The following is a 23,707-nucleotide window of genomic DNA, read 5'->3' as shown; positions in this document are numbered from 1 at the left end:
ATTAGTTGAGTTTAAGTTCTCACAAATTTGGTAAGTAACATTGTAAGTGCCTGCTGGTGTACCTGCTGGAACACTAATAGTCCCATTTGATGCAATACTTACGCCAGTTAGACCTCCATCTGCAATTACACTTATTGTGATTTCGGTGTCAACTACGGCAACTCCGTTTAAAGTATCGTTTGTAGTAATATCTCCGGCAACTCCTCCTGTATATCCATTTACACTTGATAAATCTGCTGGAGTAGCATCGTCTACTGCATCGATTAAAGTTAATATACCTGCTGAAGAGGTTATACTAGTACAGATATTATTTGGATGAGTTATAATCACCTGATAACTATATCCATTCATAGCAGCAGTTACTCCTGTCAACGTTAAAGTCGGTGTATTAGCTCCACTATAAACACCTCCATCTGTAATGTTTCCAAAACCTGAACCAGAATCTTCTTGCCATTGGTAAACGGTTACTCCTGACACATCAGATGCAGGAACTGGCAAAGTATAATCTGGTGTACCATTAACAAATGCTGTAGTACTTATAGCTGAAACAACTACTGAAAATGTTTCATTACCACCAACATTAGTAGATTGATTTGTGGGTTGAGTAGTTATTGAAACACTTGTTGCAATATAAGTATTAGTATTAGGAACTGAATAAGCAGCACCAATTACCTGACCATTAGCATCTACTTCACCTGAACCAATAACTCCTCCATAAGTACCATCTCCATTACTATCTGCTGTTGAAGAATTATAAGCTTCATTTGCGTCAGAACAACCATCATTATCAGAATCCGTATCAAATTGATTTAAAATTCCATCTAAATCAGTATCATAATTATCATTAATTCCATCACTGTTAACATCTACAAAGCCCGTTAAATCTGGATCTAAATAATTTGGAACTCCATCTCCATCATCATCTCCTAAAGGATCTGGTAGTCCTGAAGCATATTCATCTGTATCAAGTATACCATCATTATCATCATCTAAATCACAATCTAAGGTTACACCATCATCATCATCATTACCAGTATAATTAGGATTTTCAATTGGAACATATAACGATATACTTCCACCTGACTGACCATCTTGTGAATCATTTCTAAATGCATCTGAATGAACTCCTCCAATTCCTCCAATAGCATTTAAAGTAACATTGGCAGGTAAACTTGCTAAAGAATATAAAAACACACCACCACCACCACCACCACCTGGGCCATGATGAGTAGCAGTATTTAAATCTTGTCCTTGACCTCCATTTATATCAATAGTCAAATTAGTTGTAAATGATGGAGATTTAATTAAAACACTACCTCCAGCTCCTCCTCCTCCTCCTCCATCTGGAGCTCCAACAGGATTTACAGCAACTGGAGAAAGACCATTAGCATTTATACGGAAACCATTACCGATGATATCATTAGCGAAAATTATTACAATTCCACCACCATTAGCAGCAGAAGAAGGGTTATTGGTAGTCACAAAACCTGGTCCACCTGCACCTCCTAAAAAAACTTTATCTAAAGCTAAATAAGGAGACATTGAAAAGCCACCAACTCCACCAGCATTTAAGCCACTTACATCACACCATCTCTTACCTCCTTCACCACCAGCACCAAAGTTTGATCCTCCTCCTCCACCAGAGTCACCTGAAACACCAGAACCACCACCGTTTGCTCTAGGAGCGCGCCCTCTATCAGTTAACGCATTAAAAAGTGCAATCCCTTCACCTCTAGTGTAAGAGCTAACATTTGTATTTGGTAAAACCATTTGGGTACTTGGATTTACAGAACAATTATCTGGTGTACCATTAAAAGGCATTCCAACTCCCGTAAAACCTAATCCCTCTACATCAATATCTGCATTAAAAGTTAATGTATTTGCTGATAAAGCCAAAACTCCACCTGTACCAGTTGCATCATTCCAAGGTGCTGCAGTTAGTGTTGCATTAATGTTTGCATCATTTAAATCTGGAATTCTTAATACTTGTACCTTACCTGTAGTATTATAGTTTCTAATTAAAGCATATCTAGGAGTAATCACATTTCCTGCAATTGAACCCACTTCAAAAAACTCATAATTCCCTGCTTCATTTATCGCAGTAACAGAGCCTCCAGTAGCATTATTTGCTGTTGAAACTGTTGCTCCTTTCATTTGAATAATTAAAGCTTTGTCTCCAACAGCAAACGCAGAAGCATCAGCTACTGTTATTGTATGAACACAATTTGCATCACAAGGTAAACATACTGGATTATTAATATTTGTTACAGCCGTATAATTGTTTATCACTCCTGAAATATTTTGGGAGAAGATAAACTGACTAAAAAAAAGAAGTAAAAAAACAGGTATTTTTAACGAATAACCTGATACTCCTTTTTTAAAATCAAAAAGGTTAAATTGTAGTAATTTCATCATACACATATATTTATTTAATTATAACACAAAAAATAAAAATTAACACTTATTACATATTTATAGTAAAAAATGTTAAAAATAGTCTGCAAAAATAAAACATGCCATTTGATTATAAACAGGTAGAAATACCTATTTTTTGATTTTCTCTTGAAAAATCAATTAATAATGATTTCCTCATTATTATATATTTAGTCAATAGCATTTATAAAAGTGTATTGTATTCTTATTAAACAATACACAAATTTTGAACAAAAATATTAAGATATTTTTAAGATATTTGCATTTGAAGTAGGCTTTCTTCTGTAGAATAAATACTACACCACACTTAATCGATTATATTCTATATTTCATCGGAATTAATTAACATAAAAAACTATTGAACAGATTTTACTTCATATTTTTCTTATTTCAATTTGGATATTCTCAACAGAATTTTTATGAAAAATGGTATTCTGCAGATACTGAGCATCTACCACAAAATTCAGTAAAGAGTATTTCACCAGATAAATATGGTTTTATTTGGATGACCACTGAAAATGGATTAGTACGATTTGATGGTGAAAAGTTCAAGGTGTATAATAGTTCAAATACTAATACTGTTTCAAACAGGTTTCTATATCTTAGTGGAAATATTCAACAAGATTCTTTAAGTTCTTTTACTGAAGATTATTCAGACAATATTTTTATAACAAATAGAAAAGCAACAAAACTTAAACAAAAAATTTCTAAAGAATTAACATCAGAATATGACAATAAAAGATTTTATCTAAATCACAATAATAAAAATAGACTAAATTTTGATTTACTTTATTCTAAAATTCATGACACTAAAGGAAATTATTATTTAATAGAGAAAAATAAAATATCTTTTTTTGATAAAAAAGGGAATACAAAAAGCGAAGTAAAACACAAATACAGTTCAACTAATGATTACTTTTTAATTAAAAATGAATTGATTTGTATGGATCCTAAAGGAAACTATTCCTTATATAAGGATAAATTTCTAAACTTGGACAAGATCAATATCCCAACAAATTCAAAAATAATTTATAATTATTTGTCTCAACAATATTTTGTTTGTACAAACAAAAAAATTTTATTAGTAAAGAAAACAACTAACAAACTTTATTTAAAAACGTTACACGAGCAAAGCAACATAAGAAACTACATTCCTCGTTGTGCTTATTATGACATAAAAAACAACAAATTATTTATTGGAACAGACAATAAAGGTTTAACCATAATTACCCTTAATAAATTTAAAGTTTTAACCAATAAAAAAAACATCAACAACAATTATTATTCAACTATACCTATTTCTAAAAATGAATTTATAACAGCAAAAGGAGAAATTTACAACAAGGATGAACTTGTAATCGATTTAAAACTAAACACTCTAGGTAACCAATATGGAATTACTTTAGATCTTCAAAAAAACATTTGGATTCAAAATGACAACAAACTAATTCGATTTAATAAAGCCACAAACTACAAATCACATACTATAATTAATTTTAATTTAGAAGTTGCCACAATTTTTTGTGATTCAAAAAATAAAATTTGGATTGGTTTTAAAAATGACTCAAATAAATTAGCTGTTGTAGCCACCATCAATGCCTATAACAAAAAACCTATTCCTATTTTCTTAAAACATATTGTTGAACCAGTAAACTTTTTTGCAGAAACTGAAGATCATTCTATTTTAATGGCTGGAAAAAAAACAATAATAACTTATAATGAAACCAATAATAAAATTAAAAGAATTCCAACTGGTAAAAATGATGTGAGGAGTATTTTTATTTGTAAAGACAAAAATATTTGGATTTGTACTTATAGTAATGGTTTCAGTTTGCTTAAAAACGATATATTTTATAAGCTTCCCTATGACACCAATTTGTTTTTAAATTCGGCTCATTGTATAAATGAAGACAAGGATGGGCATTTTTGGATAAGTACCAATAAAGGATTAATTGAAGTTGATAAAAAAAGCTTATTAAAACATCTTAAAGACAATTCTCCTATTTATTATCATCATTATGATGCAAAAAACGGTTTTTTAACTAATGAATTTAATGGTGGCTGTCAACCATGCAACTCAACACTCGAAAACGGCTACTATATATATCCAAGTTTAAATGGATTAGTTGTTTTTCATCCAGAAAAAGTCAACAAGATTTTACCCTCTGGTGACTTTTATATCAATGAAGTTGAGACCGAAAATAAAACAATCCACTTTAACGACACATTGTTTACTGATAGAGTAAATAATCGTATAGAAGTAAAGATTGATTTCCCATATTATGGTAATGAAAATAATATTCACTTTGAAGCAAAATTACAACTTGGCGATAATGACAAATGGACAAATCTATTCAATGAAAAAAGTATTAGTTATACTAATTTACCTCCAGGAAATCATACCTTATTTATTAGAAAATTAGGTGATTTTTCATCAAAATATCAAGTTAAAAAGATTACCATTTGTGTACCTTTTTTATACTATGAAACTCTTTGGTTTAAAGTATTTATTTTCTTATTAATAGCAGGTCTTTTTATATATACTGTAAGACTTAGATACAATTATATTGAAAAGAAAAACCAAGAATTAGAGCAAATCATTGATGAACGAACGAATACTTTAATTAAAACAGTTAATACTTTAAAAATCACAAAAAATAATTTAACACAAGAAATAATTCAACAAAAAAAATTAATTGGAACTATTAGTCACGATATTAAAAGTCCTTTAAAATTTCTAACTATAACAGCAAAACATTTAAATGAAAAATCACTATTTTTAGTTGACAACAGCATAAAAGAAGAAACAAAAGTCATGCATGAATCGGCAAATCAATTATACCGATTTGTAGAAAATCTAATTGATTACTCCAAAATTTTTATTGGTCATAAAGATATGAACCAACAAGAGAAAAAAAATATAACTTGGATTATAAATGAAAAAATAAAATTATTCAAGAGTATTGCTGAAGCTAATGCTGTCATAATCACATATAAAGACTTTACTACTTCTCAAGTAATAGTAAATAAAAAAATACTTAATATTATTATTCACAATTTGTTAGATAATGCCACAAAAAATACAGTTAATGGTACAATAACAATTGAAGCAAACACTACTAAAAATAAAATCTATATTAGTATAGAAGATACAGGCACAGGAATGCCAGATGAAATCAGAAATTATTACATTAATCTACATAAAAATTTTGAAACAGATAAATTAGCTATCCAAAATTATGGTTTTGGGCTTCATATGGTTTTAGAACTTCTACGCTTATTAAAAGGTGATTTAAAAATTTATTCAAAAGAAAATATAGGAACTAAGGTTGTCATAATTTTAGATTATTAATTAAGCATTGTACATATGAAATTTTTCTATTAATTCAACCAAATTATTTATTTTCAATTTTTCGAAAATCCTGTTTTTATACGTACTAACTGTAGACATTTGTATCCCTAATATATTTGAAATTTCTAAATTCCCTTCTCCTCTTACCAATAAATTTGTTATTTCGTTTTCTCTATTCGAAAGCTTATCAAATGGATTTACTGGTTCATTGTTCAACTTACTATAATTTAGTTGATTGATTAAAGCATCTGTCAAAAATTTCCCAGAACTCATAATTGATTTTACTGCTTCAACAATTTTTTCTTCACTACTCAATTTGTTTAAATAACCATCTGCACCAGCATGAATATATCTTAAAGCATAAAATTCTTCTTCATGCGCAGAAAACATAAGTATTTTTACTTCGGGAACAATAGTTTTAATTTCAGCAATCATTTCAACATTTTTCCCACCTGGAATATTAATATCTAAGACAATTAAGTTGTATTTAAATAACTTAACTTTTTCTAAAGTTTCACTAAAAGTTGAAGTATATTGAATATCCAAATTATCAATTTCGCTTTTTAAAATGATTGACACACCTGTTTTTACGACCAAATGGTCATCAACTATTAAAATTTTATAACTCATTTTAAAGAAATTTATAAATGCTAAAATAATAAATTAATCATATATTATTTTTAAATACTATTTTTGCACCAAATTATTACACATGGGTTTTAAAGACGAAATAAAAAGAAGACGAACATTTGGAATCATATCACATCCTGATGCTGGTAAAACTACTTTAACTGAAAAGCTTTTGCTATTTGGTGGTGCCATTCAGGAAGCTGGTGCTGTAAAAAGTAATAAAATAAAAAAAGGAGCTACTTCTGACTTTATGGAGATTGAAAGACAGAGAGGAATTTCTGTAGCCACTTCTGTTTTAGCCTTTATATATAAAGACAAAAAAATAAATATTTTAGACACACCAGGTCATAAAGATTTTGCAGAAGATACTTTTAGGACATTAACGGCTGTTGATAGTGTTATAGTGGTTATAGATGTTGCCAAAGGAGTAGAGGAACAAACTGAAAAACTTGTTAAAGTTTGTAGAATGCGAAAGATTCCTATTATTGTCTTTATCAACAAATTAGACAGAGAAGGTAAAGATGCTTTTGATTTACTTGACGAAGTAGAACAAAAATTAGGGTTAAAAGTTACTCCGTTAAGTTTTCCGATTGGAATGGGTTATGATTTTAAAGGAATTTATAATATTTGGGAAAAAAACATTAACTTATTTGAAGGTGATAGTAGAAAAAACATTGAAGAAACTATCGCTTTTTCAGACATTGAAAGTAAAGAATTAGATACTATTGTAGGAGAAAAAGCCGCAAATCGATTAAGAGAAGAACTAGAATTGGTATACGAAATATATCCTGATTTTGATAGAGAAGCCTATTTAAAGGGTGACTTACAACCCGTATTTTTTGGTTCTGCCTTAAATAATTTTGGTGTAAGAGAACTTTTAGATTGCTTTATTGAGATTGCACCAACCCCAAGACCTAAAGATTCTGATACTCGTTTAGTAAATCCAGATGAGGATGTATTTAGTGGATTTGTATTTAAAATCCATGCTAATATGGATCCTAAACACAGAGACAGAATTGCTTTCGTCAAAATTGTTTCAGGAACTTTTGAAAAAAATAAACCTTATTTACATGTAAGACAAGGTAAAAAAATGAAATTTTCAAGTCCGAATGCCTTTTTTGCTGAAAAAAAAGAAATTGTAGATATTTCTTATGCAGGTGACATTGTTGGTCTTCATGATACAGGAAATTTTAAAATTGGAGACACATTAACTGAAGGTGAAGGTATGAATTTTAAAGGAATACCTAGTTTTTCTCCAGAACATTTTAGATATATTAATAATGCAGATCCTTTAAAATCAAAACAATTAGAAAAAGGAATAGACCAATTAATGGACGAAGGTGTAGCACAGTTGTTTACTCTAGAAATGAATGGAAGAAAAGTAATCGGAACAGTTGGTGCCCTTCAATATGAAGTCATTCAATACCGTTTAGAACATGAATATGGTGCAAAATGTACCTATGAAAATTTTCCAGCATATAAAGCCTGTTGGGTTAAACCCAAGGACTCTAAAAATGAAGAATTTGCAGAATTTAAAAGAGTAAAACAAAAATTTCTAGGTCATGATAAATATGGCCAATTAGTATTTCTAGCAGATAGTGAATTTTCAATACAAATGACACAACAAAAGTACCCAAGTGTAGAATTATTTTTCACATCAGATTTTCGTATTACATAATTTTTCAATATAGTTTGCAATGTATTTATTCTAAATCAAATACTGCTAACCCAATTTACCTAGAATAAAATGAAATCTAAATTAGTTAGTTTTATCTCACCTTTTGTGTGGAATGTTTAGCGTAATTACTTTTGCATAAGAAAATCCACCTGTAGATGATGAACTTCTTCCTGCTGCATTTGGTTAGCGATTACAGATGTCTCTTTTGCTATTTTTTATTTTTAAAATAAATATCATAAAATGAAATCATAAAAAAAGTTGCTTACGCAACTTTTTTTATTTAGATAAGGTAACAACTTATTTATTTTTTTTTTGCTCACGTGCTAATAGTGTGTTTTTCAACAACATAGCTATTGTCATAGGACCAACTCCACCAGGAACTGGAGTTATGAATGAAGCCTTCTTAGAAACATTTTCAAAATCAACATCTCCTGTTATTTTATATCCTTTTTCTATAGATTCATCTGGAACACGAGTTATACCAACATCAATTATTACAGCATCATCTTTAATCATTTCTGCTTTTAAATAATTTGGAACTCCTAAAGCTGTGATTATAATATCTGCTTGACTTGTAATTTGGTTAATATTTTTGGTATGACTATGTGTTAAAGTAACTGTTGAATTACCAGGAAATCCTTTTCTCCCCATTAAAATACTCATCGGTCTTCCCACAATATGACTTCTACCTATCACAACTGTGTGCTTCCCTTTTGTTTCAACATTGTATCTTTCTAAAAGTTCAAGAATACCAAAAGGAGTAGCAGGTATAAAAGTAGTCATGTCTAAAGCCATTTTACCAAAGTTTTCTGGATGAAAACCATCTACATCTTTACTTGGATCAATTGCTAAAATAATCTTTTGTGTATCAATTTGTTTTGGTAACGGTAACTGAACTATAAAACCATCTATATTATCATCTTCATTTAATTCTTTAATTTTTTTTAAAAGTTCCGTTTCTGATGTAGTACTTGGCATCTTGATTAAGGTAGATTCAAAACCAACTCGTTCACAAGATTTCACTTTGCTTCCTACATAAGTTAAACTAGCTCCATCATTACCCACAATAATAGCCGCTAAGTGAGGTACTTTCTCTCCATTTTCTTTCATTTTTAAAACTTCTGCTGCAATTTCATTCTTAATGTCATCAGAAACTTTTTTACCGTCTAATAATTTCATTTTGTTGTTGTTAGTAGTTAAAATATCATAAAAAAAAGACGCGAAATTTCGCGTCCTTATATTATCTCATTCCTTTCATTCCTCCCATCATCTTCATAAGATTCTTTCCTCCACCACCTTGCATCATTTTCATCATCTTACTCATCTGTTCAAATTGCTTCATTAATTGATTTACGTCTTCAATTTTCCTTCCAGCTCCTTTTGCAATTCTATTTTTACGCTTTACATCAATCAAAGAAGGTTTACTTCTCTCTGCAGGTGTCATAGATTGAATAATTGCTTCAATATGTTTAAATGCATCATCTTCTATTTCTACATCTTTTAAAGCTTTTCCAGCACCTGGAATCATACCCACAAGATCCTTCATGCTACCCATTTTCTTAATTTGCTGAATTTGAGATAAGAAATCATCAAAACCAAATTCATTTTTTGCAATTTTCTTTTGTAACTTTCTTGCTTCTTCTTCATCATATTGTTCTTGAGCTCTTTCTACTAAGGAAACAACATCACCCATTCCTAAAATTCTATCAGCCATACGAGAAGGGTAGAATACATCAATTGCATCCATTTTTTCTCCTGTACCAATAAACTTAATAGGCTTGTTAACAACCGACTTAATTGAAATTGCAGCTCCACCACGAGTATCACCATCTAATTTAGTTAGAATAACTCCATCAAAATTTAATCTATCATTAAAAGCTTTTGCTGTATTTACTGCATCTTGACCTGTCATGGCATCTACAACAAATAAAGTCTCTTGAGGTTGAATAGCCTTGTGAACATTAGCAATTTCAGTCATCATTTCTTCATCAACAGCTAAACGACCAGCTGTATCGACAATAACTACATTAAAACCATTTGCTTTTGCATGCTTAATTGCATTTTGTGCAATTTCAACTGGATTTTTATTCTCAGGTTCTGAATATACTTCTACTCCTATTTGATCACCAACAACATGCAATTGATTAATTGCAGCAGGACGATAAATATCACAGGCAACTAATAATGTTTTTTTTCCTTTTTTAGATTTTAAGAAATTGGCTAACTTACCAGAAAAAGTAGTCTTACCAGAACCTTGTAAACCTGACATTAAAATCACGGATGGTGTTCCAGACAAGTTTATTCCTGCAACATCACCACCCATCAATTCCGTTAGTTCATCTTTAACAATTTTAACTAATAACTGACCTGGTTGAAGTGTAGTTAATACATTTTCACCTATTGCTTTTTCTTTTACTTTAGTTGTAAATTCCTTAGCTATCTTAAAGTTAACATCGGCATCAAGAAGTGCGCGTCTAACTTCTTTTAAAGTATCCGCTACATTAACATCGGTAATTTTACCATGCCCTTTTAATATATGAAACGCTTTATCTAATTTATCAGTTAAATTATTAAACATAATAGTATTTGATTTTAATAAGTTGCAAAGATAGTATAAAGTGTAAAAGTTTCAAAGAGAGAAAAGAAACTTGTTTAACATATGAATCATTATTTGTTTTTAGTTGGGTTTTCAAATAAAAATCCAAATTTTAATCTTTAGATCACTATAAGTAATTACTACCTTCGCTCCTTCCCACTTTCCTTCTAAGTCAAGTTCCAATTCTCTTTCGCTTACATTTGAGTTTGTTTCCCAAGTTTCATTTATTACATTCTTATTACCAATTACTTATATAAAAAGAACCAATACTATCAATAATTAAATTATTGAGTTTATTTTCTTAAATTTGTTACTATATGTAAAACAGTTACATTAAGCTTTACTCTACTTGTTATATATATTGAGGAAGAAAAAACATTTGCAAAGAGAAAATTTCACTGCTATTTTTAAATCAAATGTTAAATCATAAGGCAATTATCTTTTGCATAAATGTGGTAATGAAGAATAAGAGAATATAGTTAACAAAAGAAACTTTTGTTATATTGTGGCACATAATATTCCTTTAAATATAGCCTTTCAATAAAAAAGGAATCTTAAAAATTTGAGAACAAAATAATGAAACCATAAACATCAATTAGAACAAAAACAATTTAAAAAGAAGCAATTAAAGACAATCAATGCAATTAATGAAACCTAAATGCTTTTTTAACATATAAAATAGATAAAAAAATAGTAAAAAATTACTAAAGAATTAATATTGCAACGTAAAAACTATTGAAAAGTGATAACTGATTTCAAGTCGCGCAAAACAGCCTAACTTACTTGTAATCAAAATAAAACCATGACAAAACAAAAATACATACTTACCAAATGGATTAATAATGAAGAGACAAATGATTCTGAAAAGAATCAAGATCAATATACATACGAAAGTGATAAAGAACATTCTGTTCAATTAAAGACTATAAATTTTGATGAAGACAATTTACTTAATAAAATCAAATTTAGGAAAAATGATTCTTCTAAAGTAATACAAATAGCACAAAATTGGTTTTTTAGAATTGTTGCATTAATTCTTATTTCATTAGGTATCTTCATGTTTTATCAAGACAACAATTGTATTATAAAGTTTACCAAAAAAGGAGACAAATCAGTATTTATGCTACCCGATAAATCAGAAATCACCTTAAATTCTGATTCTGAAATTAAATATAAAGATAAGAATTGGAAAAAAAATAGAATAGTATATCTAAATGGTGAAGCTTATTTTAAAGTTACTAAAGGGGAAAAATTTGAAGTAAATACTACTTTAGGTAAAGTATTGGTTTTAGGAACTCAATTTAATGTAAAAGCAAGAAATAATCGTTTTGATGTTATTTGTTTTAAAGGTAAAGTAAAAGTGAATCATAATGACAAAACCATTACTTTAAAGCAAGGTGATAAGATCTCTTTTGAAAATGACGAACTTATAATTCAAAAAAAAACTTCTGAAACCAAGCCAAGTTGGATAGAAAATGAATTGTCATTCGAACAAGAACAATTACAAAATATAGTGGAAGAAATTGAACGTCAATACAATATCTCTATAAAACATAATTTAGAAACTAGAAACCAATTGTTTTCAGGAAAAATACCTAATAATAATTTAAAAATTGCACTTCAGATCATAGCCACAACCTTCCAATTACAAACAGAAAAAATTTCTGATTTTCAATATGAATTAAAAAAAATGGATGAGATTTAAACAATCTTTTGCATACTTATTTTCAAAACTACAACTCATGACAAGCACTGTTGTTAATAAACCTTACTTTCTTGAATTAACTCCAAATGCTTCATTTAATATATCATTTTAAATACTAATTCTATTAAACGATTTGGATCTTTATTTTTATTTACATCAAGAAAACATCTGCAAAAACAATTGCTCAATTTAAAGCTTTATCTATATTTGCTGAAGAATGATTCTTGCCGTTAAAAAAGGATATTTATACTATCCTAAAAATGTAAAACAAAATACTAATTATTAATACTTATTAAATGATTTTAACAACAACCAATACTATAGAGGGTTTTAAAATAGCCGAATACAACGGCATTGTTTCGGGAACTGCTGTAAACATGCAAAAAACGAAAATGACTTTTAATATGCAAAAATATTATGCAGGAATTAGCGAAAGCATTTCAGAAATTAAAGAACAAGCTTTCGTACAACTAAAAGAGAATGCTGAAAAATTAAATGCAAATGCTATAGTAGGTATAAAAGTTGATATTGAACTAACAGAAAGTAGTATGATTAGTGTTTCTATAACAGGAACTGCAGTTAGTATTATTAAAAAAAGAGACTAATTATTCTTGCTAATTCACTTAAAAAATCATTGAAATAACATAAGTTACTCCATTAAAACAACAAAAAACGCCTTAAAATAACTTAAAAGGCGTTTTTGTTGCTTAAAATTAATCTTTTATTTTAAATCCTTTTCGAAGTATATCTTCCATTAAGCACCATTTTGTAAAAGAAGATTGTAACAAATTGGCTCCCACAAAAAGGGTAAACCACAACCAGTTTTGGTTGACATACATCGCTAATAACACACTGATTATTATAAATGTTCCTGCTATAGCTCTAACTATTCTATTTATCATTTTATTATTTTTTAATTTGATTTTTCAATATTTACAACTGCTATATGTATACGAGAAAGGGTTTGCTGTTTTCCATTAAATGTATTAACCGATTCAAATAACTTGTCTACATTTTCTTTTTTTACAAAAGCATAAAACAAAAGGGATTCCGATTTATTCATTTCACTTGAGAACCAATTGGATTCAAAAGCGTCTTCAGTATTATCTCGATATCCTATTACTTCACGATAAGAAAAAGTAGTCACTTCTGCTTGTTTTAATTGCAATTTGATTTCCTTTTCAAACTCTTTAATCGCTGTTATTATTACTAATTTCATAATTCTTAATTATTAGTTTCCTCTTTGCTTTCTTTTATCACTTCTTCTTTCTCCCATTTCTTGCGCTCTACTATGTAATAAATCAAAGGCACAACAAGTAAGGTTAAAATGGTAGAAACTATGGCTCCAGCTACTAAGGAAATGGCTAATCCTTGAAAAATAGGATCAAATAATATAATCGATGCTCCAATGACTACTGCTCCTGTCGTTAGCAAAATAGGAGTTGTTCTTACAGCTCCTGCTTCAATAATGGCTTGTTTTAAAGGAATACCATCATTCAATCGGATTTCTATAAAGTCAATTAATAAGACCGAGTTCCTGACCATCACTCCTGCTAAAGCTATCATTCCAATGAAAGAGGTTGCTGTAAAAAACGCATTCAAAAGCCAGTGTCCAAATACAATTCCAATTAAGGAAAGTGGAATAGCAACCATCATTACTAATGGCGTTTTGAAATTTTGGAACCAACCCACAATCAACATATAAATAACAATAATCACTACTAAGAAAGCGGTTCCTAAATCACGAAAAACTTCTAAAGTAATTTGCCATTCTCCATCCCATTTTACAGTAAAATCACTTTCATCTGAAGGTTGATCGATGTACAATTCGTTAACTGTGTAGCCTTTTGGTAATGTCATTTTTTGCAACTTCTCGTTCATTCCTAAAATTGCATACACTGGACTTTCCAATGCTCCTGCCATATCGGCTAAAACATACACTACTCTTTTTTGATCTTTACGATAAATGGTGTTTTGTAAAGTATCTGTTTTTACTTTTACCAAATCACTTACCGAAACCACATTACCTTGTGATCCTTTAATTTTCAAATTTTGAATGTCTTGCAATGATGTTTTATCAGCATCATCTAGCGACAATACGATTCCTACTGGATCATTAGATCGTTCATCATACAAATTAGATACTGGCATTTCTCTTAGCAAATACGTTAAATTACCCACTACTTGTTGCGGAGCAATGCCATTTAACATCGCTTTTTCTCTATCTACTTCTAATTTGTATTCTACTTGAGGAGCTTCCACCATCCAATCAGCATCTACAACATCAGCAGTATTTTCTAAAATCGTTTTTACTTGATGCGCTACTTTAATTTGATCTTCATAATTAGGACCATATACCTCAGCAACTAGTGTTGATAAAACGGGTGGTCCTGGTGGCACCTCAACAATTTTCACATTGACACCATATTTTTTAGCAATCTTTTGTATTTCTGGACGCACTACTTTTGCTATATCATGACTTTGCAAATTTCTGTCTTCTTTGTGTAATAAATTTACTTGAATATCTGCCATATTACTTCCACCTCTCATGTCGTAATGACGAACCAATCCGTTGAAAGTGATAGGTGCAGAAGCTCCAACATAGTTTTGGTAATCGACTACTTCTGGAACTGTTGAAAGATATTGTGCAATTTCTTTCGTTACTGCTGCTGTTCTTTCTAAAGTAGTTCCTTCTGGCATATCTATTACTACTTGGAACTCGTTTTTGTTATCAAAAGGCAACATTTTCACTGCTACCGATTTCGTAAAGAACATGGCTACTGAACCTAATAATAAAACGATGGTAACGATAAACATTAGGTTTCGTTTTTTCGAACTATCTAATAACGGTTGCTCTATTTTCTTATAAATTCTATAGATTAATGACGTTTCTAAACCTTTCTCTTCTTTGTGAGCTTGTTCATCTTTTTCCTGCAGTAAGTGGTAGCCCAAATATGGTGTAACAGTTAAAGCAACGAATAATGACAATAACATAGCAATAGAAGCCCCAATTGGCATCGGACTCATATAAGGTCCCATCATTCCAGATACGAAAGCCATGGGTAAAATTGCTGCAATAACTGTAAAGGTTGCTAAGATGGTTGGATTTCCTACTTCATTAATCGCATAAATAGCCGCTTGTTTGAAAGGGAGTCGCTTCATCTTAAAATGTCGGTGCATGTTTTCGGCAATAATAATACTATCATCGACTACAATTCCTACTACGAATACTAATGCAAAAAGCGTAATTCTATTTAAGGTGTATCCCAATAAATAATAACTGAATAACGTCAGTGCGAAGGTTAACGGCACAGAGAAGAACACTACTAATCCACCTCTCCAACCCATAGCCAACATTACTAAAACAGTAACGGCTAAAATGGCAACACCTAAGTGCATTAACAATTCCCCAACTTTATGAGAAGCGGTTTCTCCATAATTACGAGAGACTTCTACGTGAACATCGGTTGGAATTAAATTCTTTTTTAATCCTTCTACTTTTGTTAGAATTTTATCCGCAATTTGCATGGCATCTGCTCCTTTTACTTTGGCAACTGAAATCGTTACTGCTGGATATTCTGATTTGTAATTTGTAAATTTCTCATTGGCTTTGCCATATCCAAAAGATACATAATTCTTTGGTGTTTGTGGTCCATCTTGAATATTGGCTACTTGTTTTAAATAAACCGGTCTGTTTTGGTTGACACCAATTACTAAGTTTTCTACATCTTCAGAAGTGGTTAAAAACTTGCCTGTTGTTACTAAATATTCCGTATCGTTTTGAACGAAACTTCCCGATTGTGCGCTTCCATTATTGGCTTGAATCATTTGTAGGATACTTAATGCGTCTACTTTGTTTTCAGCCATTTTATCTTTGTCTAAAACGACTTTCAACTCACGTGTTCTTCCACCTATTTCTTTGGTAATCGCAACATCTTTTACTTTTTCAATTTCTGAGGTTACTTCTTCTGCTATTTGACGCAATTGAAAATCGCTGTATTTTTCGCTCCAAAGCGTTAACCCTAACATAGGTACATCATCGATCGAACGGGTTTTTACCACTGGTTTATAAACACCTTGAGGGAACATGTCTTGATGTTTCATCAATTCGTCATATAATTTCACATAGGAATCTTCACTGTTTTCTCCTACATAAAATTGCACTACTATCATCGCTTGACCGTTCATAGCCATACTGTGAATGTGCTCTACTCCTTTGATATTCCCTATTACTTTTTCTAGTGGTTTTATGACTCTACTTTCCACTTCTTTAGGGCTTGCTCCTGGATAACCCACCATTACGTCGGCCATCGGAACATTAATTTGTGGTTCTTCTTCTCTTGGAATTAAGAACGAACTATACGATCCAATAATCATCAACGCTACCATTAATAAAATGGTTAGTTTCGAGTTGATGAAAAAATTGGCTATTTTTCCTGCTATACCTTCTTGCATGAGTTTAATGTGTTAATTTGTTAATGTGCCAATTAGTCAATGAGTTGATCTGTTAATTATCAAATTGTCTCATTTTCTTATTGTCTTATTGCCGCATCATCTAATTGACTAATTTAATTTTAGCTCCGTTGTACAACTTTCCATCTGCTGAAAGGATGAACTGTTCGTCTGCTGCTAATCCTGAAAGGACTTCTACTTGGTTGCCGTAGGTTTTTCCTATTCGTAACCAACGTAAGATGGCTACATTTCCACTTCCAACTGTGTACACTCCTGTTAATTGACCGTTTCTTACTAAAGCACTTTCTGGTACTAAAACCGTTCTTCTATTTGTTGCAGTTTGTGTTTTTTCTATTGGAAATTGTACGTTGACAAACATGCCTGATAAGATACTTTTATCCGTTTTGTCTAAGTTTATTTTCACTAAGTATTGTCCGCCTGTGTTTTTGGCAGATAAGCTTACTTCTATTACTTTTCCTGTTACTTCCTTGTTTAAGGATTTGATGTTGATGGTTACAGGCATTCCATTAGTAATCGCTGAAATATCACTTTCAGAAACCATAGCTGTAACTTGCATTTTTCCTGAACCTTCTATGCTTACTAAAGGCATTCCTGGATTGGCCATGTCTCCTTCTTTTATGAAAGTATTGGTTACCGTTCCACTGAATGGTGCTGTTATATTTGAATACTTAAACTGTGCTACTACTTCGTTACGCATTTGTTTGGCTGCTTCTAAACCTGCTTTTGCCATTTCGTAACGTGAAGTCATATCATCTAATTCTTTTTGAGAAGCACTTTGTTGGGCAAACAAGTTGGTAAAACGTTCATAATCTTTCTTTGCGTTATTGAAAGCGGCTGTTGCTTGTGTAATAGAAGCATCCACTTGTGCTTTTTTCGCTTGTAAGTCGGTGTTATTGATACTAACTAATTGCTGACCTGCTTTTACATTTTGTCCTACTTTCACATTGACTTTGGTTACATAACCCATCATTCTGGTACTTAAATTAGCACTGTTTTCGGATTCTATTTTTCCACTGGCTGATACATACGGATTGGTGTCGTTTATACTTTTTCCAGATACCTTTACTGGAATAGCTGGTGTGTTGTCTACGGCTTCTTTTTTATCACTACCGCATGAGGTTAGGGTAAGTGTTATGGCTATAATTAGGGTTGTTATTTTTTTCATTTTATATTGTTGTATGTTGTGAGTTGTATGTTGTGGGTTGTCAGTTATCGGTTTTCTGTTGTCTTCTTTGTGTTTTTTTCTTACTATTAACTAATCACTCTATTTAACCAAAAACTGTAAATATTCTTTCGTAAAATTGTATTCAAAAACGGCTTGTAGGTGTTCTAATTCTTTTTGGGCTACTTGGGTTTCTGAAGTTAGTAAATCGCTAGTTTTTTCTAGGCCTTGTTCGAATCTGTTTTGACGAATTCTGAAGGCTTCCTGACTTTGTTCGAAAGCTAGTTTAGATAAATTCACTTTATTTTCCGCGTCTTGTAATTGTCGGTTGGTTTTGTTCACTTCTAACTGACTTTGCTTTTTGTATTGTTCGGTTTCAATGGTGGCTTTGTTGAAATCCGCTTTTGCTTTTTGGGTTTTTCCAATGTTTTTGTAGCCATCGAAAATATCCCATGATAATTGCGCTCCTATTAAATAGCCTTTCGCATTTGTACTTAGAAATTTACTATCGTATAATTGGTAATTTCCAAAAGCATTTAATCGTGGTAGAAAACCATATTTAGAGGATTGGAACATCTTTTTATAGGCTTCTGATGATTTTTCCATAGCTTGAATGTCTTTTCTAGAAGAGTTTAAGCTAGTGTTTATTGCTTCCAAAGTAATTTCGTTTGCCAATTCCTCTGTAGGTTGATAGGTTTTTCCATTGGTCTCTTCATTTAACAGAAAAGCCAAATAATCGGAAGCATTTTGCACATTACTTTTGGCATATTGCAATTGGTTTGCAATTTCGTTTACTCGTACTTGGACGTTTAGTAAATCGGTTTTTTGTAGCATACCATTTTTGAAGTAGTTGTTTACCATCTTCAAATTACTTTGTGCCGTTTCGTTTGCTTTTTCTAAAACAGTAACCGCTTTGTAAGCCAATTGCAATTGCATATACGCTTTTGAAGTTTCTAGTACCAAATATTCTTTGGTTCTTTCCGTTTGCAATTGGAACGCATCCATTTTCGCTTTGGCCGCTTGCCTTCCTAACAAACCATCGATATTTAGCAGCGGCTGTTTCACTTCAATTACTGTGGCAAAATTTTGTATTCTATCGGGGTTGTTTAACAAGGCAGGATTAAAATCGGCTTGTGTTAAGATTTCCTGATTTAATTTGGAACCAAAAGCCATTAAAGGATTTGTGGTAACGATTCCTGTATAAGACACATTTACATTAGGCATAAAAATCGCATTGGACTGACGGTAATCGGCTTTTGCAGATTGATAGGAAGCTTCTGCTACTTTGATTTGCAGGTTCTTTTCTGTGGCTTTTTGTACGACTTCCGCTTTGGATATGGGAAGCGTTTCTTGGCTATGCGCTACTGTTGCGAGTAGTACGATGGCAAGTAAGTAAAATCCTTTTATTTTCTTCATTGTTTTTTTATTCTTATTTACAAGAACAAAAGTACAATGGCAAAAATGAGGTTTTGGTAACCAATGTTACATAGCGGTGTAACTTTGGTTACAGAATAAATGATTCATTAGAGGGAGTAGTCATTAGATTGTGTAAACTCATTTAATGTTTCAGGTTCAAGTCTTAATTGATATCAATTAAGACTTGAACCTGAAAAAGATTTAAGAAAGAGTATATTTAACAATCTAAAAAAAAGATATGGAAATTAAAGATGGCAAATTACCAAAAGATTTCGCAAAAGAGTTTACTACAAAAGAAGATTTTCATTCCTATTTTGAGAGTTTATATAAGCAAGGAATTGAGCAACTTCTACAAGGTGAACTAGATGCTCATTTAGGGTATGAAAAGCATAAAATAGAAGGGAATAATTCAGGTAATAGCCGTAATGGATCTTTCTCCAAAACTATAAAATCAGAGACTTTTGGTGATATGGTTTTAAATATTCCTAGAGATAAAAATGGCAAATTTGACCCTCAAATTATCCCAAAAGGAGAGACGATGAGTCAAAAAATTGAACATGCAATTTTAGGTATGTATAGTCGAGGAATGACCCGTAGCGATATTGTAGAACAAGTAAAATCGGTTTATGGAATATCAGTTAGTGAAAGTACAATTTCTACGATTTCTGATAAAATTTTAATCGATGTAGAAGATTGGACAAAACGAATTCTAGAGCCTCAATATTTAGTAGTATGGATGGATGCTGTACATCTCAAAGTTAGAACTGAGGGTAAATACATCAACAACGCAATGCACATAGTTATTGGGTTAAGAACTGATGGAATAAAAGAAGTTCTAGGCATGTGGCTTAACAAAACTGAATCTGCTTCTTTTTGGATGAGTGTATTATCGGACTTAAAATGTAGAGGTGTTGAAGATATCATTATTGCTTGTACTGATAATTTAAAGGGATTTACAAAAGCAATAAAAGGTGTTTTTCCTGAAACGATAACGCAACTATGTATTGTACATCAAATACGAAATAGTCTAAAATTTGTAGTTTGTAAAGACCGTAAAACGTTCTGTGATGACATGAAACAAATCTATACTAGCATCAATCAAGAAAATGCTGTTGAGGCTTTAAACTCGCTTAAAAGCAAATGGGGTCAAAAATACAAGTATGCTATAGATGGTTGGGAAAACAATTGGGAAAATATAATGCCCTTTTTAGAATATCCACCAGAATTAAGAAAAATAATATATACAACCAATACGATAGAAAATTTGAATAGAAACATTAGAAAATACACCAAAACTAAAGTGCAATTCCCTGATGAAAAAAGCGTAAAAAAATCAGTCTATTTGGCTATAAAAAATTCTAACGAAGGATGGAAAAGACCTATACTAGGATGGGGATTGATTATGAATCAATTTTTGGTTATCTTTGGGAATAGGTGTAAAATTAAACATTAAAACATTTTGTGAGTTTACACAAAATTATGTCCAGTCTCTTGATTTCGTTTAAACAGAACTTAATACACATTAAACTGCACTTAATACATAATAAACGTAATTCGATTCACATTAAGCCGCACTTAATACATAATAAACAGAACTCAATACACATTAAACCGAACTTAAAACATCATAAACATAACTTAATACACATTAAGCAGCACTTAATACATAATAAACAGAACTCGATACACATTAAACCGCATTTAATACATAGTAAACTTAACTCGATTAGTATTAAACCAAATTAGATTAGCAGTAAGCAAAACTGGATTACTAGTTTATGCATTTGATACATAGCACTTTGCAATTGATTACTAGTTCTCTGAATCAAGTTAGCAGTAAACAAATTAAGAAAGTGTAAAAATCACTTCGAAGTCAGGAGATTTTGAAGAGCGAGGGGGAATTAAACAAGCAAATAAACATGTTTTAATGGCAACGATGACCTATAATTTAAAGAAATACATGAAGTTTGTGGTTAAAAAGCCAAAAGTAGTTGTTCAAGTTTTATCGGTAAAACAAGGGAAAGTACACACTTTTCTAAAAACACAATTTTATGAGTTAAAAATAGCTTTTTTAAGCCTATCAATTTTTGTAAAATTGTCCTTTAGTCAAAAAACAAACCTCGTTTAAATCACTTTAAATGAGGTCAATATTTTTATTTATTTAGAAAATTTAGCTTTTTGGAGAGGTTGTACAACAGCTACCGGTGTTGTAGCCAGTTATTTTTTGTCAATTCGTATCTTCTATCTGTACAATTGTCTCTTTCATTAAAAAATTCACGCACAGGTTTCATAAATTTATCTAAGATTTTTACTGACCCAACATTAGCAATATTGACATCTGCGGTTACTTTTCCAACTTTCATTTGTTTGAAATAATATTCCAACATTCCTTTTGTTGTTTCAGTTCCGTATCCTTTTCCCCAATATTTTTCTCTAAAGCGATATCCCAATTCTTTTTCGTCCTCTTCATTTATTAAAAAAAGAGCAAGTCCAATTAATTCAGTTTTCCCTCTTTCAAATATTCCGAAAGCACATTTTTGGTCATTTAAATCACTTAATTCCAAATTAAGACTTTTATTAAATCTATCCTTAATTTGATTTTCCGTAAATGCTTTTTGAGGTATAAGTTCTAAAACTTTAGGGTCAGTGAACAATTCAGCAAAGAGTTCCTTATCTACGCTTTGTAAACGCCTTATTTCTAATCTCTCTGTTTCTAATATTTTCATTTAATCAGTACGGTTTGTGTTTAATTGGCTACAACGTTAGGCTGCTTGTGACAGTTGCGTAAATCTATAACAAAACTTTACAAGTACAAAACTACTCATAGAATTTTCGAAGAAAACTCCAAAAAAGCACTAACCTAGCAATTGCTACAAACGGTGGTTGTGCGTTCGGTTTTTACTTTTCTTTAAAGGTTTTCAAACACTGAACCATTATAGACATGTTCTTTTTTAAATCATTTGTTCTTGAAGCAGATGCATTTAAATAGTAAAAACTATTATCATTTTTACTTTTAGTTATTAAGGAAATTATTTCGATTTCACCAGAATTTCCAGAATTTGATCTATAATGTACAAAGTAAGAATCATTTTCATTAAATAATGTTTTGCCCGATTCAATTAGTTTATAACCTGAATTCTGTCTTAGCTTTTCCAATATTATTTTATATTCGGTTTCTAAAGTTTTGGAATTAGAAAACCCTTTTCCTTTTTGTATTGAAATAGCATCAATAAAATTTTTTTCGTTGGGTTTTGAAAACGCATCTATTCCAATACTAATTTCATCAACTTCATCATAATTTTCAACTTTCCATTCCCATTTAATTGGCAGAAGAAACTCAAAAGTATTATTTGGATAAGTAACAGTTTTTCTAGCAACTTTTACAGGATAATTTTCATATTGTTCAAATGTAAATTGTTCACTTGAACAAGATATTAATAAAAAAAGTAAAAATATATTTGTAATTAATTTCATTAATAGTATTTTTTTTCAGCATTCCACAAAACTGACGCACAACGTTAAGCCAGCTAAAAGAAGCGCCTTCCTTTAGTGGCTTTTCAAATATAAAACAATTTTTAATTTTTCTCTTAATTCGTCAATCTCTCCATTCAAAAGCAGGTTGAAATAGTCTTTTGCTGACTCTAATTTGTCAAGGTTGATTTTATAGTTTTCTTCTTCTCCAAAGTTTCCAAACATTGTCAAGCTTTTATGAAACTCGAGAACAAATTCATCAGTATCAGCTCCATATACACCTACCCAAAATCCACCGTGTTCATCGTCCATATTTGTCAGGTCATTTAAAGCTTTGTCAACGTCTGAATTTGTGATATCGTCCTTGTCGTATCCCGCTGCATACTGAATATATGAACCTTCAATTTTAATCATTCAATTTCTTCTATAATACTTTTAGTCAATTCTATTTTATATTCCGATTTTTTAACATTCGAATCGAATGGAACGATTATTACGTCAGCCCAAGCAACCTTTTCAGAGTCATAGACATATGGTGATTCTTCAAGTACAAACCAAGAATCTTTTCCGTCCCAAATCAATCTAAAACAATGCTTTTCAATTCTGTTTACCCAAACAAAAAATCGAGAACCAAAAGACTCTTCATGATATTCTTGTTTTATAAGTTCATAACCCTTTTTGTTCAAAGTGTCATTTAGTGACTCTTTAATTAATTCACAGGTATCGTCTATATTTTTGGTTCGATTCATTCTAATTAAGCACAACGTGTTGCCGCTTGTGGCAGTTGCGTA

18 protein-coding genes are annotated in these 23,707 nt (G+C 30.9%); 5 read left to right on the top strand and 13 right to left on the bottom strand.

Features of this window, described 5'->3' with window-relative positions:
- On the bottom strand, positions 1 to 2,415 hold a 2,415-nt coding region (locus FIA58_RS11455), incomplete at its 3' end, for a beta strand repeat-containing protein (RefSeq protein WP_394352423.1).
- A gap of 376 nt (positions 2,416 to 2,791) precedes the next feature.
- Here FIA58_RS11455 and FIA58_RS11450 point away from each other — a divergent pair.
- Positions 2,792 to 5,785: a sensor histidine kinase gene (locus FIA58_RS11450; protein ID WP_140962616.1), complete on the top strand. Its 2,994-nt coding sequence runs from the start codon at positions 2,792 to 2,794 to the stop codon at positions 5,783 to 5,785.
- On the opposite strand, the gene FIA58_RS11445 is transcribed toward FIA58_RS11450, so the two are convergent.
- A complete protein-coding gene (locus FIA58_RS11445) occupies positions 5,786 to 6,415 on the bottom strand; it encodes a response regulator (RefSeq protein ID WP_140962615.1) in 630 nt (209 codons plus the stop codon).
- Between the two features lie 82 nt (positions 6,416 to 6,497).
- On the opposite strand from FIA58_RS11445, the gene FIA58_RS11440 reads away from it, so the two are divergent.
- On the top strand, positions 6,498 to 8,093 hold the full coding sequence (locus tag FIA58_RS11440; RefSeq protein ID WP_140962614.1) for a peptide chain release factor 3: 1,596 nt from the start codon (positions 6,498 to 6,500) through the stop codon (positions 8,091 to 8,093).
- Between the two features lie 297 nt (positions 8,094 to 8,390).
- On the opposite strand, the gene FIA58_RS11435 is transcribed toward FIA58_RS11440, so the two are convergent.
- Both FIA58_RS11435 and ffh read right to left on the bottom strand, forming a co-directional pair.
- Positions 8,391 to 9,272, bottom strand: a complete 882-nt coding sequence (locus tag FIA58_RS11435; RefSeq protein ID WP_140962613.1) for a bifunctional 5,10-methylenetetrahydrofolate dehydrogenase/5,10-methenyltetrahydrofolate cyclohydrolase — start codon at positions 9,270 to 9,272, stop codon at positions 8,391 to 8,393.
- Positions 9,273 to 9,333: 61 nt separating this feature from the next.
- Positions 9,334 to 10,671, bottom strand: coding sequence for a signal recognition particle protein (gene ffh, locus FIA58_RS11430; protein ID WP_140962612.1), 1,338 nt, complete (start codon positions 10,669 to 10,671; stop codon positions 9,334 to 9,336).
- Positions 10,672 to 11,491: 820 nt separating this feature from the next.
- Here ffh and FIA58_RS11425 point away from each other — a divergent pair.
- Together FIA58_RS11425 and FIA58_RS11420 are read left to right on the top strand one after the other, a co-directional pair.
- The gene (locus tag FIA58_RS11425) at positions 11,492 to 12,394 is read left to right on the top strand and encodes a FecR family protein (RefSeq protein ID WP_140962611.1); all 903 of its coding nucleotides are present in this window, start codon (positions 11,492 to 11,494) and stop codon (positions 12,392 to 12,394) included.
- A 296-nt stretch (positions 12,395 to 12,690) separates the two neighbouring features.
- Complete coding sequence (locus FIA58_RS11420; protein WP_140962610.1) at positions 12,691 to 12,999, top strand: YbjQ family protein; 309 nt, start codon at positions 12,691 to 12,693, stop codon at positions 12,997 to 12,999.
- A 108-nt stretch (positions 13,000 to 13,107) separates the two neighbouring features.
- Here FIA58_RS11420 and FIA58_RS11415 read toward each other — a convergent pair whose 3' ends face one another.
- The 5 genes from FIA58_RS11415 to FIA58_RS11395 form a co-directional block, all read right to left on the bottom strand.
- Entirely contained in the window at positions 13,108 to 13,296 is a 189-nt protein-coding gene (locus tag FIA58_RS11415) for a YgaP family membrane protein (protein WP_140962609.1), read from the bottom strand.
- An 11-nt stretch (positions 13,297 to 13,307) separates the two neighbouring features.
- Positions 13,308 to 13,613 (bottom strand): hypothetical protein, encoded by a 306-nt coding sequence (locus FIA58_RS11410; protein ID WP_140962608.1) that lies wholly within the window; start codon positions 13,611 to 13,613, stop codon positions 13,308 to 13,310.
- Positions 13,614 to 13,618: 5 nt separating this feature from the next.
- Positions 13,619 to 16,849 (bottom strand): efflux RND transporter permease subunit, encoded by a 3,231-nt coding sequence (locus FIA58_RS11405; RefSeq protein ID WP_140962607.1) that lies wholly within the window; start codon positions 16,847 to 16,849, stop codon positions 13,619 to 13,621.
- 100 nt (positions 16,850 to 16,949) lie between these two features.
- A complete protein-coding gene (locus tag FIA58_RS11400; protein ID WP_140962606.1) occupies positions 16,950 to 18,032 on the bottom strand; it encodes an efflux RND transporter periplasmic adaptor subunit in 1,083 nt (360 codons plus the stop codon).
- A 99-nt stretch (positions 18,033 to 18,131) separates the two neighbouring features.
- Positions 18,132 to 19,445: a TolC family protein gene (locus FIA58_RS11395; RefSeq protein ID WP_140962605.1), complete on the bottom strand. Its 1,314-nt coding sequence runs from the start codon at positions 19,443 to 19,445 to the stop codon at positions 18,132 to 18,134.
- Between the two features lie 238 nt (positions 19,446 to 19,683).
- Between FIA58_RS11395 and FIA58_RS11390 the strand changes: the two genes are divergently transcribed.
- A complete protein-coding gene (locus FIA58_RS11390) occupies positions 19,684 to 20,898 on the top strand; it encodes an IS256 family transposase (RefSeq protein WP_140962604.1) in 1,215 nt (404 codons plus the stop codon).
- A gap of 745 nt (positions 20,899 to 21,643) precedes the next feature.
- Here the strand turns inward: FIA58_RS11390 and FIA58_RS11385 are convergent.
- The 4 genes from FIA58_RS11385 to FIA58_RS11370 all read right to left on the bottom strand — a co-directional run bounded on the left by FIA58_RS11385 (position 21,644) and on the right by FIA58_RS11370 (position 23,665).
- The gene (locus tag FIA58_RS11385) at positions 21,644 to 22,171 is read right to left on the bottom strand and encodes a GNAT family N-acetyltransferase (RefSeq protein WP_140962603.1); all 528 of its coding nucleotides are present in this window, start codon (positions 22,169 to 22,171) and stop codon (positions 21,644 to 21,646) included.
- Positions 22,172 to 22,343: 172 nt separating this feature from the next.
- Positions 22,344 to 22,919: a hypothetical protein gene (locus FIA58_RS11380; protein WP_140962602.1), complete on the bottom strand. Its 576-nt coding sequence runs from the start codon at positions 22,917 to 22,919 to the stop codon at positions 22,344 to 22,346.
- 72 nt (positions 22,920 to 22,991) lie between these two features.
- Positions 22,992 to 23,330 carry a hypothetical protein gene (locus tag FIA58_RS11375; protein ID WP_140962601.1) on the bottom strand — a complete coding sequence of 113 codons (339 nt, stop codon included), beginning with the start codon at positions 23,328 to 23,330 and terminating at the stop codon, positions 22,992 to 22,994.
- Positions 23,327 to 23,665 carry a hypothetical protein gene (locus FIA58_RS11370; RefSeq protein WP_140962600.1) on the bottom strand — a complete coding sequence of 113 codons (339 nt, stop codon included), beginning with the start codon at positions 23,663 to 23,665 and terminating at the stop codon, positions 23,327 to 23,329. Before FIA58_RS11370 ends, FIA58_RS11375 begins: the two co-directional genes overlap by 4 nt.
- Positions 23,666 to 23,707 lie beyond the last annotated feature (42 nt).

It is taken from the genome of Flavobacterium jejuense, from assembly GCF_006491595.2.
GTDB lineage: Bacteria > Bacteroidota > Bacteroidia > Flavobacteriales > Flavobacteriaceae > Flavobacterium > Flavobacterium jejuense.
The sequence above is the reverse complement of the archived record's forward strand: the minus strand, read 5'-3'. Positions and strand labels throughout refer to the sequence as shown.

Bases quoted from the DNA above. Each gene is read 5' to 3' on its own strand.
- FIA58_RS11445 (WP_140962615.1), bottom strand. From the start codon at position 6,415: ATGAGTTATAAAATTTTAATAGTTGATGACCATTTGGTCGTAAAAACA.
- FIA58_RS11440 (WP_140962614.1), top strand. From the start codon at position 6,498: ATGGGTTTTAAAGACGAAATAAAAAGAAGACGAACATTTGGAATCATA.
- FIA58_RS11435 (WP_140962613.1), bottom strand. From the start codon at position 9,272: ATGAAATTATTAGACGGTAAAAAAGTTTCTGATGACATTAAGAATGAA.
- ffh (WP_140962612.1), bottom strand. From the start codon at position 10,671: ATGTTTAATAATTTAACTGATAAATTAGATAAAGCGTTTCATATATTA.
- FIA58_RS11425 (WP_140962611.1), top strand. From the start codon at position 11,492: ATGACAAAACAAAAATACATACTTACCAAATGGATTAATAATGAAGAG.
- FIA58_RS11420 (WP_140962610.1), top strand. From the start codon at position 12,691: ATGATTTTAACAACAACCAATACTATAGAGGGTTTTAAAATAGCCGAA.
- FIA58_RS11415 (WP_140962609.1), bottom strand. From the start codon at position 13,296: ATGATAAATAGAATAGTTAGAGCTATAGCAGGAACATTTATAATAATC.
- FIA58_RS11410 (WP_140962608.1), bottom strand. From the start codon at position 13,613: ATGAAATTAGTAATAATAACAGCGATTAAAGAGTTTGAAAAGGAAATC.
- FIA58_RS11405 (WP_140962607.1), bottom strand. From the start codon at position 16,849: ATGCAAGAAGGTATAGCAGGAAAAATAGCCAATTTTTTCATCAACTCG.
- FIA58_RS11400 (WP_140962606.1), bottom strand. From the start codon at position 18,032: ATGAAAAAAATAACAACCCTAATTATAGCCATAACACTTACCCTAACC.
- FIA58_RS11395 (WP_140962605.1), bottom strand. From the start codon at position 19,445: ATGAAGAAAATAAAAGGATTTTACTTACTTGCCATCGTACTACTCGCA.
- FIA58_RS11390 (WP_140962604.1), top strand. From the start codon at position 19,684: ATGGAAATTAAAGATGGCAAATTACCAAAAGATTTCGCAAAAGAGTTT.
- FIA58_RS11385 (WP_140962603.1), bottom strand. From the start codon at position 22,171: ATGAAAATATTAGAAACAGAGAGATTAGAAATAAGGCGTTTACAAAGC.
- FIA58_RS11380 (WP_140962602.1), bottom strand. From the start codon at position 22,919: ATGAAATTAATTACAAATATATTTTTACTTTTTTTATTAATATCTTGT.
- FIA58_RS11375 (WP_140962601.1), bottom strand. From the start codon at position 23,330: ATGATTAAAATTGAAGGTTCATATATTCAGTATGCAGCGGGATACGAC.
- FIA58_RS11370 (WP_140962600.1), bottom strand. From the start codon at position 23,665: ATGAATCGAACCAAAAATATAGACGATACCTGTGAATTAATTAAAGAG.